The following is a 12,093-nucleotide window of genomic DNA, read 5'->3' as shown; positions in this document are numbered from 1 at the left end:
AATGCTGGACTCCCCGGTCGACTAACCTGCGCACAGCCGCCGCCCTGTGGCGAGGGAGCTTGCTCCCGCTGGGCTGCGCAGCAGCCCCAAAAAAGCGGACGCGATATTCCTGACACACCGCAATGTCCGGTTTTAGGGCCGCTCCGCGCCCCAGCGGGAGCAAGCTCCCTCGCCACAAAAACCATGCATGTTCTCTGGTCCCACAGGTGAATAAATGGCTCTTACACGAAACTACAAACATATGATTGCGGAACGCGCCAAAAGCGATCCAGCGTTCGCCCAAATTCTGCGGGATGAAGCCTTCACACGTTTCGATGCTGCCAGCTATCTCCAAACGGCAGAGGAAAAGTTGGCTTATCTTGATGCTTGCCTGGAAGAAGATAAGGGTGACGGCGTCTTGATCCGAGCGGCCCTCAACGATATCGCCCGGGCAAACGATATAGCACAGGCTTATACCGGCGCAGATCGGGAACGACTGGATATCAAATGATCAATAATGCCGTGGCGAGGGAGCTTGCTCCCGCTGGGCTGCGCAGCGGCCCCAAGGAAATGAACGCTATGTTCCTGAAACACTGCAATGTCCGGTTTTAGGGCCGCTTCGCGCTGGAGCGCCAGCCCGGCCCAGCGGGAGCAAGCTCCCTCGCCACAAAAGCACTCACTCGAAGATCTGTTGCTACTGTTAACCCCAGCCCTGCGACCCTACACCGCACGTGGCCTTTTTACTTCTGCCCCCCGATCAGGCTAAATACCGCCACCTGATCGCCCAACCGAGCGGATTGCCCCATGTCCCGACAACGGCTTGCATTTGCCTGGATCGCCTGCTTCGCAGTGCTGTTCAACATGCTTGCCATGCCGCTTTCCAACAGCGGGGGTGCGACCGCCAATTCGCCAGCCGAGCAAGTGCTGTGGGGCAGTTTCTGTTCCTCCAGCGGCACGAAGATGGTGGCGATTTCCCTGGGCACGTTCAAACAGGGCGCGCCGCAACAGGACAATCATTCGACCATGCAACATTGCTGGTGCTGCTCAGGTCCGGCGCCATTGGTAGCGCTTGCCGGGCATGCGCCGCAGTTGTATCTGGATGCTCAACTGGCCCATCGTGCCGCCATCCATTCGGAACTCGACAGCCCTACCCCGCGCCAGCAATGGCCCAGCCTGAACCCTCGCGCCTCGCCTCTGGCCTGATTCCTCCGCACACACCTGCGTCCTGAATCGTTCCGGAGATTTGCCATGTTGAACAAACTTATCCTGCTGGCCGCCCTACTGCTTCCTGTCGGCTTCGCCCAAGCTCACCAATACAAGGCGGGCGAGCTTGAGATCGCTCATCCGTGGTCCCAGGAGTTGCCCCCCAACGCGCCGACCGTGGCTGCGTATTTCGTCATCCACAACAGCGGCACGACCGCGGACAAACTGCTCAGCGTCGACTCGCCCATCGCCGGCAAGGCCGAGCTCCATGAGCATGTGATGCAAAACGACCTGATGAAAATGCAACCGGTGCCCATCGTGAATATCGCCCCCGGTGCGACCGTCACCTTCGCGCCGATGGCGTATCACGTGATGCTGCTGGACCTGAAAGACCGCAGCCTGCTCAGCGACGGCAAACGCTTCCCCATGACCCTGCATTTCGAAAAAGCCGGGGATGTCACGGTTGATGTCGCGGTGCAGAAAAAAGCACCCGACGGCAACAAGTCGCATAAGCACGGCCAGTAAGACGTAGCCGCCCATGCAACCTCGTCGCGCCAGCCTGTCCACGCACCGCCGTCAGCCCATGAGCCTGACCCGCGGCAGCTGGATCAGCTTGTTCGCCATGCTGATGATCTTTATCGGTCCGCTGGTTTCCCAGTCGATGCCGATGGATCAGCGCATGCCTTCGTCCATGCCTGTGTCCATGAGTATGGACATGGAGATGGGCATGGACATGACGGCGCATGAAGCGCCGGCAGCCGAACATTGCCCGCCCCAGAGCGAGCACCACGCGTTGTGGGAAAAGTGCGGTTATTGCAGCCTGCTGTTCAATTGCCCCGCGCTGCCCGGCGGCCACACCTTCGCGGCCTTCGACACACCCCACACCAACACCTACCCCCGTTCTTCCCCACGCCTGGGCCATGCCCGGTCGGCGTTCTTCCCGGGTGCCCGCACCCGCGCACCACCCTTCGCAGCGTAGCTCCCGACACTTACCTCAACCGGTCATACAAGACAGCCCCAGGCTGCCCGACCGTGTCGTCTACGTCTGTTCGATGGAATCATCATGTCCAGGTTTTCTGCTGGCACCGCGTTGGGCTCTGCCCAGGTTCGCTGCCCCCTGAACGAGCCACGGGTTCGTTCGCGCCACACCGTCGCCGCCCTGTGCGGCCTGCTGCTCGCTCCACTCGCGCTGGCCGATGAGCACGAGCATCACGACCATCCGGTCGAAGAACTGAGCCCGACGGTCATCACCGCCATCGCCCCCAGCTCGCCCCTGACCGTCGTCACCAACCCCAAGGACCCGCGCCAACCGGTGCCGGCCAGCGATGGCGGCGATTACCTCAAGACCATTCCCGGCTTCGCCCTGGTGCGCAACGGCGGCACCAATGGCGACCCGGTGTTGCGTGGCATGTTCGGTTCGCGGCTGAACATCCTCACCAACGGCAGCATGCTGCTGGGTGCTTGCCCGGGCCGGATGGACGCGCCGACGTCCTATATCTCGCCGGAAACCTACGACAAGCTCACCGCCATCAAAGGCCCGCAAACCGTGCTCTGGGGCCCCGGCGCATCGGCCGGGACCGTGCTGTTCGAGCGCGAGCCGGAGCAGTTCGGCGAGCTGGGCACCCGGGTCAATGCCAGCGTGCTGGCCGGCTCCAACGGCCGTTTCGACAAGGTAGTGGATGCCGCCGCCGGTGGGCCGCTGGGTTATGTGCGGGTGATCGGCAACACCGCCCATTCGGACGATTACCGCGACGGCAACAACGACACCGTGCCGTCGCGCTATGACAAATGGAATGGTGACGTCACCCTCGGCTGGACGCCGGACGCCGATACCCTGCTGGAGCTGACGGCCGGCAAGGGGGACGGTGAAGCGCGCTACGCCGGGCGCGGCATGGACGGCTCGCAGTTCAAGCGCGAAAGCCTCGGGCTGCGTTTCGAGCGTTCGAACATCGGTGACGTGTTGGATAAAGTCGAAGCCCAGGTCTACTACAACTACGCCGACCACGTGATGGACAACTACACGCTGCGCACGCCGTCCGGCACCGGGATGATGGCCGGGCCCATGGCTTCCAACGTCGACCGTCGCACCCTCGGCGCCCGCATCAAGGCCACCTGGCGCTGGGCCGATGTGCAATTGATCAGCGGCCTGGACGCCCAGACCAACGAGCATCGCCAACGCAGCAGCATGGGCGTGGACACCTACAAGGACCTGCCGTACACCAAGGACGCCGACTTCCACAACTACGGGGCGTTTGGCGAACTGACCTGGTACGCCGCCGACCGCGACCGAGTGATCACCGGCGCCCGGCTCGACCGCGCCTCGGCCAAGGATTACCGCCAGAGCATCGGTTCCGGTATGTCGGCCCGTCCCAATCCTACTGCCGATGACACCCGCGCCGACACGCTGCCCAGCGGTTTCGTCCGCTACGAGCACGACCTGGACGACAGCCCTGCCACCCTCTACGCAGGCATCGGTCACGCGCAACGCTTTCCGGATTACTGGGAGCTGTTCTCGCCAAACGCCGGCCCGAGCGGCTCGCTGAATGCTTTCGACGCGATCAAGCCGGAGAAAACTACTCAGCTCGACTTCGGCCTGCAGTACAAGACCGAAACCCTCGAAGCCTGGGCGTCGGGTTACGTCGGGCAGGTGCGCGACTACATCCTGTTCGACTACACCCCCGGAATGATGGGCACCACTTCCCGGGCCGAGAACATTGACGCACGGATCATGGGCGGTGAACTGGGCGCGGCCTACAAGCTCACCGAGCGCTGGAAAGCCGACGCCACCCTGGCCTACGCCTGGGGCAAGAACAGCAGCGACGGCAGCGCCCTGGCGCAGATGCCGCCGCTGGACGCACGCCTGGGCCTGACCTACAGCGAAGACCGCTGGAGCGCCGGAGCCTTGTGGCGGGTGGTGGCCGCGCAGCACCGGGTCGATGAAAACAAGGGCAACGTGGTGGGCAAGGACTACGGCAAAAGCTCGGGGTTCGGGGTCTTCTCCCTCAACGGCGCCTACCGCATCAACCAGCACTGGAAGGTCAGCAGCGGCGTCGACAACCTGTTCGGCAAAGCCTACGCCGAGCACTTGAACCTGGCCGGCAACGCCGGGTTCGGCTACCCGGCGAGCGATCCGCAGGCCATCAACGAACCGGGGCGCACGCTTTGGACGAAGGTGGATATGAGTTTCTGACAACACAGGCAGAGCCTGACACCTGACCTTGTGGCGAGGGAGCTTGCTCCCGCTCGGTTGCGTAGCAACCGCAAAAAGCCAGGGACTGCTGCGCAGTCCAGCGGGAGCAAGCTCCCTCGCCACGGGGTCTGTGTTTAAGGCTCCCTGCTTATCGGTTGCCTGGCAACCGCTAAAAACATAACAACCCATTTGCCCTGCGGAGTGCTTTGCAATGAGCCAACCGAAACCGAATTTCTACAACCTGGCCTGGCGCTGGCATTTCTATGCCGGGCTGTTCGTGGCGCCGTTCATGGTGATGCTGGCCCTGACCGGGATCATTTACCTGTTCAAGCCGCAACTCGATCCCCTGATGTACGGCAGCCTGCTGAACGTGCCGGCCGGGCATCACACCCTGGCGGCGGACGACCTGCTCAAGCAGGTCCGCCAGGCCTACCCCGAAGGCCAGGTCAAGCAGTACCTGCCACCGGTCAACGCCGAGCGCAGCGCGCAGTTCGTGGTGATCGACAAGGGCCGGGAGTTGAATGTGTTCATCGACCCGTACCACGGCGATGTCCTCGGCGAGCAGGATGCGAAAGACAATCTGCAAGCCATGGCCCGGGCGATCCACGGCGAGTTGCTGATCGGCACCGTCGGCGACCGACTGGTGGAAATGGCCGCCGGCTGGGGCGTGGTGCTGGTGGTCTCCGGCCTCTACCTGTGGTGGCCGCGCGGGCAATCATCGGCGGGTGTGCTGTGGCCGCGCTGGAGCGCGCGCGGTCGGGTGTTCTGGCGTGACCTGCACGTTGTCGTCGGTTTCTGGGGCGCGGCGTTCCTGCTGGTGATGCTGCTCAGCGGCATGACCTGGACCGGCTTCTGGGGCAAGCAATACGCCGACCTCTGGAACCGCTTCCCGGCGGCGATGTGGAATGACGTGCCAAAGTCCGACGTCGAGGCCGGCAGCCTCAACAACGCCCATCGCCAGACCGTGCCGTGGGCCATGGAAAACACGCCGATGCCAATGTCTGGCGACCATGCCGAGCACATGGCCCACGGTGGCATGCACGAAGGCCCTGCCGCCCCGACCGTCAGCCTGCAAGCGGTGCAGGATATCGCCACCGAGCGCCAGGTCGAACCCGGCTACAGCATCACATTCCCAACGACCGCCTCGGGCGTGTTCACCATCGCCGTGTTCGCCGATGACCCGCGCAACGACGCGACCCTGCACGTGGACCAATACACCGGCAAGGTCCTGGCCGATGTGCGCTGGGAGCATTACGGCATCGTGGCCCGCGCCACCGAGACCGGCGTAATGCTGCACGAAGGCAAGATGTTCGGCCCGGTGAACCAGATCCTCGTGCTGCTGGTTTGCCTGATGATCCTGCTCAGCGCGGTGAGTGGCCTGGTGATTTGGTGGAAGCGCCGGCCCCAGGGCAAGTTCGGCGTGCCACCGTTGCGCCACGACCTGCCGACTTGGAAAACCGGGGTGTTCATCATGCTGGCCCTGGCGCTGGTGTTCCCGTTGGTGGGGGCTTCGCTGGTGGTGGTGTGGTTGCTGGACCGGCTCGTCACGCGGTTGAATCGCCAGCCTGAGATTGCCTCATCTTCAAACTGAAGACAGTGCGTTAACGGAAGGTGGCGCGAACCCTCTACAATCGTGCCCGCCTTCCAAACGGTGAACACCATCCCTTGTGGGAGCGAGCTTGCTCGCGATTGCAGTCGGTCAGTCACATCTCTATCGACTGACACACCGCTATCGCGAGCAAGCTCGCTCCCACAGGGGACTGAGGTGTCGAGCCAATGACTTGAGTAACCGCATGACCTCCCTAACCCTCTCCCACCTCGCCTGGACACCCCTGGGCCATGGCCACTGCCATCACCAGTTCCAGCTGCGTGATGCCACCCTGCAGGTGGCGGCCGGGGAGTTTGTCGGGTTGATCGGGCCCAACGGCAGCGGCAAGACCAGCCTGTTGCGCTGCGCCTATCGCTTCAGCCGACCAGAACATGGCGAGGTCAAACTCGAACATCACAACCTCTGGAAGCAGTCCTCACGCTGGTGTGCCCAACGCATCGCGGTGGTGCTGCAAGAGTTTCCCGACGCCTTCGGCCTGACGGTGGAGGAAGTGGTCGCCATGGGTCGCACGCCCCACAAAGGGCTGTTCGACAGCGACAATCACGAAGACCGCCGGCTGGTGCTCCAGGCATTGGCATCGGCAGGGCTCGAAGGCTTTGGCGACCACGCTTTCGCCACGCTGTCGGGAGGGGAAAAACAACGGGTGATCCTCGCCCGTGCCCTGGCCCAGCAACCGCAGTTGCTGATCCTCGACGAGCCGACCAACCACCTCGACCCGCACTATCAATTGCAACTGCTGCAACTGATCAAGGGCCTGGGCATCGGCACCCTCGCCAGCCTCCACGATTTGAACCTGGCCGCCGCCTTTTGTGATCGCCTGTACGTGATCGAACACGGGCGCATCGTCGCCAGCGGCACGCCCAAGGACGTCCTCACGGCAGAGCTGTTGCGCGAGGTGTTCGGCGTCGAAGCCCTGGTGGATGAGCACCCGCTGTCCGGCTACCCACGAATCACCTGGATAACCCAACCATGACCTTGCGTTTCCTGCTGTTGCTGCCCCTCCTGCTGGGCAGCGTCCATGCCCTGGCCGAAGCTACTCGCTACCCGTTGACAATCCAGAGCTGCAACCGCCAGGTGGTGTTCAACGAGGCACCTCGCCACGCGGTCAGCCATGACATCAACATGACGCAGATGATGCTCGCCCTGGGGCTCAAGCCTCGCATGGTTGGCTACAGCGGTATCAGCGGTTGGAAATCGGTGACGCCCGAGATGGCTAGGATCCTTGATGGCCTGCCGGAACTGGCCGCCAAATATCCCTCGGTGGAAACCCTGCTCGATGCCAACGTCGATTTTTTCTTCGCGGGCTGGGACTACGGCATGCGCGTGGGCGGCGACCTGACGCCGCAGACCTTGCAACCGCTGGGCATCAACGTCTACGAACTGACCGAATCCTGCGCCTTCGTGATGAAACGCCCGGCGGCCTCCCTGGAGGACACCTACAACGACCTGCGCAACCTCGGGAAAATCTTCGATGTGCAGGATCGCGCCAATGCGCTGATCGCGACGATGCAGGCCCAGGTGGCCGAAACGCGCAAGCACCTGCCCGCCCAGCGGCCGCGAGTGTTCCTGTACGACAGCGGCGAAGACCGTGCCATGACCTCCGGCCGTCTCGGCATGCCCCAGGCGTTGATTGACGCCGCCGGCGGACGCAACATCCTCGATGACGTGGAAACCAGTTGGACCCGGGTGAACTGGGAGAACGTGGTGGAGCGCAACCCGCAGGTGATCGTGATCGTCGACTACGGCGAAGTCAGCGCCGAGCAGAAGCAACAATTCCTGCTGGATAACCCGGCCCTGCAATCGGTGGATGCCATCAAGCACCGGCGCTTCATCGTGATCCCCTATGTGCAAGCCACGCCGGGCATCGATAACGTGCTGGCGGTGCAAACCCTGGCACGGGGTTTCCACGACCAATGAATAATCGTCGCTACGCCGCCCTGCTGATGGTCCTCGGCGCGCTGCTGCTGGTGTCGTGCCTGGTGTCCCTGGGCTTTGGGCCGGCGCGGGTGCCGGTGGCCGTGGTCTGGGACCTGCTGCTGCACAAGGCCTTCGGTGTGGGCGAGGTCTATTGGACGCCCGGCCAGGAACATATCGTCTGGCTGATCCGCGTCCCGCGCCTGCTGCTCGGTGCCCTGGTCGGTGCCGGGCTGGCGCTGATCGGCGCGGTACTCCAAGCGGTGACGCGCAACCCGCTGGCCGATCCGCACCTGTTGGGTGTCACCTCCGGTGCGACCTTGGGGGCGGTGATCGTTGTGTTGCATGTCGGTGAAATCATTGGCCTGCTGACCCTGCCGCTGGCCGCGTTCATCGGCGCATTGCTGAGCATGTTGCTGGTGCTGGCCATCGCTGCCCGCCAAGGCCGGCTGGAGAGTGATCGGCTGTTGCTGTGTGGTGTGGCAGTGTCCTTCGTGATGATGGCGGCGGCCAACCTGCTGTTGTTCCTCGGCGATCATCGTGCCAGTTCGGCGGTGATGTTCTGGATGCTCGGCGGCCTGGGCCTGGCCCGTTGGGAACTGCTAGCCGCGCCGGCCGCCAGTGTGCTGCTGGGACTGGTGTTGCTGCTGGGCATGGCCCGGCCGTTGAACGCGCTGATGGCCGGCGAACAGACCGCCGTGACCCTCGGCCTGAACGCGGCGAAGGTGCGGTTGTGGATTTTCCTGATCGCGTCGCTGATGACCGGCGTACTGGTGTCCATCAGCGGCTCGATTGGTTTTGTCGGGCTAATGGTGCCGCACATTGCCCGGCGCCTGGTGGGCGCCGAGCATCGGCGGCTGCTGCCGGCTTGCGTACTGCTCGGCAGCCTGTTCCTGGTGTGGGTGGACGTGGCGGCCCGCACGTTGATCGCCCCCGAGGACTTGCCGATTGGGGTCGCTACAGCCGCTATCGGCGGACTGTTCTTTATCGGTCTGATGCGCCGTCGCTGAAAAGATGCTTCTTTTTGTAGACGCCGAAGAGTTCGGTCCCAAGGCCTCCATTGCGAAAATGCTCGAGCTCCGCTCGCACCAGTTCAATCACTAAGGCCCGGTCTTCAGCTTGTTCAAGATTGAAATTCCCGCTGTAGGCAAGATTCACCATCCGCCAGAGGAAGCAGTTGGTGCGGTAAACGTCTACCGGCTTCAGCCAACGCTCAAGGAGCCCGGTAATTTCCTCGCTTCGAATCCCCTCGAAACACCCAATCGAATGGTCCTTATCCGGAATGACAGCATCGACAACCTGAGTGTCGGCATTGAGTCGGTAGCGCGCCGGCAAGGTAGAGAATGCGGCGTCAGCGGCAATTATTGCGTCGGGCCACAAGCGATTGCCATTACGTCCCACCGCCTCTCCCACACTCCAGAACTCCCCATCATTTTTCAAACTACGGGAGATAAAGCCCATGACTTTTTCCAGTTCTACCAAATGATGCAATGCCGATACACAGATAATGACATCCCACTGTTCACCGGTCGGCACCAGGTTATTCGCATCCGCCACGATCAAATCGAGCTGGATCCCTGGCGGAAACTGCTTGGCCGCGATTTGAAGCAGATCTTCATTGATATCCAGCAACGACCATTCCACGCCTTCGGGAACAGCCGCTGACAAACCGGCCTCTATCCGCGCGGCTCCACTGCAGATTGACAAGACCTTTATCGTCCCGTGGTCCGTGACTTTCCGGCGTAGCCTCGCTTGAAAATCAGGCGGCATTTGCGGGACGTTCGCCCTCAGCAGGCGCGTCGCATAAGAGTAGGCGGCCTCTCCTTCAAACGGCTCCAAAATGACCATGTCAGCCGGCGCACCAGGCCCTTTCGTATGAGCCGGTCCATTGAGTTGGCGAACCGTGCGCGCAACGCCCATCGCAGCTTCACTTTGTCGCTCCTGGACGTTTGCATAGAACTCATTCCGGTAGACGCTGCTGAAGTGTGCGATCTCGTTTTTCATGCGCATGGGTTGATGGGTTTTCGCCAGAAGCGCTTTCATTTCCCACTCTCTGGCTATGCACAGGTCAGCTATCGCCAGCCAATCTGCCGTTGGATCGTTCTTCGCCCCAGGCCCACATGCCACCAGGAGACGGCCACGCTTGCCCACCAACCAAGCCAGATCCAAATCCACCGTCCTCCATTCCGACGCGGTATAGCCTCCGCCAACATGAAACGTTCCAAGTTGAAATTCGGCTTGAGCTTGATCATCGAAAAAAACAACTGAGCAGGTGAGCCCATCCGAACTGATGCTGGGTAGAGCCGCCGAAAAACGTACGTGCAAGGTTGTATCAGCAAACACCTGCAGCTCACTGCTTCGAAGGTGCTCTCCAGCGGTGAGAATCAGCGAATACCTACCTTCTCTCAAATGCGTCACATGCATCCATTTCGGGTGCTCGGCCGGTTTAACGCCAGGCAATACGTCAAAAACCGCCGTCTCGTCGAGAAGAAAACTGCTCGCAGCGCCAGAATCATTCAAACGGATTTCCCCTGTTCAGAATGGCAGAAGAGTCAGCATAGTCGGGCGGTCGAAAATCTCACCTTGAATTGGCCCACATCCACGCCCCAATGCGGAGCGCCGTATTGCACCAGCGTCCGCGAGGTGGTCGTTGATGGTGCATTGTCGTTTCCTCTCCCGCCGCCAACCCCGCATTTCAAAGCTCTTTGCCCGACCGGGCACATCCCTTGCAAAAGCGCCTTCAGCGTTTGCATCTGCCACCTAAAACTCATAAGTCCATGGAGATCGCACAATGAAGCGTCGTAGCTTGATCAAGGCTTTTACACTCTCGGCAAGTATTGCCGCGATGGGCATGGCCTGGACCGTCCAGGCCGCCGAGACCATCAAGGTCGGCATCTTGCATTCGCTGTCCGGCACCATGGCGATCTCCGAGACGTCCCTCAAGGACATGGCGTTGATGACCATCGACGAGATCAACGCCAAGGGTGGTGTGAACGGCAAGAAGCTCGAAGCGGTGGTCGTGGACCCGGCGTCGAACTGGCCGCTGTTCGCCGAAAAGGGCCGGCAGTTGCTGACCCAGGACAAGGTCGCCGTGGTGTTCGGCTGCTGGACCTCGGTGTCGCGTAAATCCGTGTTGCCGGTATTCGAAGAACTCAATGGCCTGCTGTTCTACCCGGTGCAATACGAAGGCGAAGAGATGTCGCCCAACGTGTTCTACACCGGCGCGGCGCCAAACCAGCAGGCGATTCCGGCGGTGGAATACCTGATGAGCGAAGAAGGCGGCAGCGCCAAGCGTTATTTCCTGCTGGGCACCGACTACGTCTACCCGCGCACCACCAACAAGATCCTGCGTTCGTTCCTGCATTCCAAAGGCGTGGCAGACAAGGACATCGAAGAGGTCTACACCCCGTTCGGCCACAGCGACTACCAGACCATCGTGGCCAACATCAAGAAATTCTCGGCCGGTGGCAAGACCGCGGTCATCTCCACCGTGAACGGCGACTCCAACGTGCCGTTCTACAAAGAACTGGCGAACCAGGGCCTGAAGGCCACCGACGTACCGGTCGTGGCGTTCTCGGTGGGCGAAGAAGAACTGCGCGGCATCGACACCAAACCACTGGTGGGCAACCTGGCGGCATGGAATTACTTCGAGTCCGTGGATAACCCGGCGAACAAGAAATTCGTCGATTCCTGGAAAGCCTACGCCAAGGCCAAGAACCTGCCGGGCGCCGACAAAGCGGTAACCAACGACCCGATGGAGGCCACCTACGTCGGCATCCACATGTGGGCGCAAGCAGTAGAGAAAGCCAAGTCCACCGATGTCGACAAGGTCCGCGAAGCCCTGGCCGGCCAGACCTTCGCCGCACCGTCGGGCTACACCCTGACCATGGACAAGACCAACCACCACCTGCACAAGCCGGTGATGATCGGCGAGATCCAGGCCGACGGTCAGTTCAACGTGGTCTGGCAGACCGAAGGGCCGATCCGCGCGCAACCGTGGAGCCCCTTCATCGCCGGCAACGACAAGAAGCCTGACTACGCGGTGAAGAGCAACTGAGCCCATGGGTGTCGGGCTTGAGCATGACGCTCAGGTCCGACACAACTCCCTTGTGGGAGCGGGGGGGGGGGGGGGGGGGGGGGGGGGGGGGGGGGGGGGGGGTGGGGGTGGGGGGGGGGGGGGGGGGGCCCACGCGCGCCC

General features: G+C 62.1%; 11 protein-coding genes. 10 read left to right on the top strand and 1 reads right to left on the bottom strand.

What is annotated here, in order from left to right; all coding sequences use genetic code 11:
- The first annotated feature begins 214 nt into the window (after nucleotides 1-214).
- From ACIPQ1_RS24360 to ACIPQ1_RS24320, 9 genes are all read left to right on the top strand, one after another.
- Entirely contained in the window at nucleotides 215-490 is a 276-nt protein-coding gene (locus ACIPQ1_RS24360) for a helix-turn-helix domain-containing transcriptional regulator (RefSeq protein WP_446534924.1), read from the top strand.
- Between the two features lie 293 nt (nucleotides 491-783).
- On the top strand, nucleotides 784-1,182 hold the full coding sequence (locus ACIPQ1_RS24355) for a DUF2946 domain-containing protein (RefSeq protein WP_446534923.1): 399 nt from the start codon (nucleotides 784-786) through the stop codon (nucleotides 1,180-1,182).
- 45 nt (nucleotides 1,183-1,227) lie between these two features.
- Nucleotides 1,228-1,707, top strand: coding sequence for a copper chaperone PCu(A)C (locus ACIPQ1_RS24350; RefSeq protein ID WP_446534922.1), 480 nt, complete (start codon nucleotides 1,228-1,230; stop codon nucleotides 1,705-1,707).
- 58 nt (nucleotides 1,708-1,765) lie between these two features.
- On the top strand, nucleotides 1,766-2,161 hold the full coding sequence (locus tag ACIPQ1_RS24345; RefSeq protein ID WP_250964121.1) for a DUF2946 domain-containing protein: 396 nt from the start codon (nucleotides 1,766-1,768) through the stop codon (nucleotides 2,159-2,161).
- 84 nt (nucleotides 2,162-2,245) lie between these two features.
- A complete protein-coding gene (locus ACIPQ1_RS24340) occupies nucleotides 2,246-4,372 on the top strand; it encodes a TonB-dependent copper receptor (RefSeq protein WP_446534921.1) in 2,127 nt (708 codons plus the stop codon).
- A 211-nt stretch (nucleotides 4,373-4,583) separates the two neighbouring features.
- Entirely contained in the window at nucleotides 4,584-5,963 is a 1,380-nt protein-coding gene (locus ACIPQ1_RS24335) for a PepSY-associated TM helix domain-containing protein (RefSeq protein ID WP_446534920.1), read from the top strand.
- A 202-nt stretch (nucleotides 5,964-6,165) separates the two neighbouring features.
- The gene (locus ACIPQ1_RS24330) at nucleotides 6,166-6,954 is read left to right on the top strand and encodes an ABC transporter ATP-binding protein (RefSeq protein ID WP_446534919.1); all 789 of its coding nucleotides are present in this window, start codon (nucleotides 6,166-6,168) and stop codon (nucleotides 6,952-6,954) included.
- Nucleotides 6,951-7,898, top strand: coding sequence for an ABC transporter substrate-binding protein (locus tag ACIPQ1_RS24325; RefSeq protein ID WP_411386380.1), 948 nt, complete (start codon nucleotides 6,951-6,953; stop codon nucleotides 7,896-7,898). Before ACIPQ1_RS24330 ends, ACIPQ1_RS24325 begins: the two co-directional genes overlap by 4 nt.
- Entirely contained in the window at nucleotides 7,895-8,905 is a 1,011-nt protein-coding gene (locus ACIPQ1_RS24320; RefSeq protein WP_446534918.1) for a FecCD family ABC transporter permease, read from the top strand. The genes ACIPQ1_RS24325 and ACIPQ1_RS24320 overlap by 4 nt, the downstream gene beginning before the upstream one ends.
- On the opposite strand, the gene ACIPQ1_RS24315 is transcribed toward ACIPQ1_RS24320, so the two are convergent.
- Nucleotides 8,880-10,415, bottom strand: a complete 1,536-nt coding sequence (locus tag ACIPQ1_RS24315; protein ID WP_446534917.1) for a class I SAM-dependent methyltransferase — start codon at nucleotides 10,413-10,415, stop codon at nucleotides 8,880-8,882. The two genes, ACIPQ1_RS24320 and ACIPQ1_RS24315, sit on opposite strands and share 26 nt — an antisense overlap.
- Before the next feature lie 271 nt (nucleotides 10,416-10,686).
- Here ACIPQ1_RS24315 and urtA point away from each other — a divergent pair, with 271 nt between their 5' ends.
- Nucleotides 10,687-11,952 carry an urea ABC transporter substrate-binding protein gene (gene urtA, locus ACIPQ1_RS24310; protein ID WP_025211599.1) on the top strand — a complete coding sequence of 422 codons (1,266 nt, stop codon included), beginning with the start codon at nucleotides 10,687-10,689 and terminating at the stop codon, nucleotides 11,950-11,952.
- Nucleotides 11,953-12,093: the final 141 nt, after the last annotated feature.

The organism is Pseudomonas sp. LARHCG127 (genome assembly GCF_052871455.1).
Note: the sequence above shows the minus strand (reverse complement) of the source record. Positions and strands in the feature narration are given on the sequence as shown.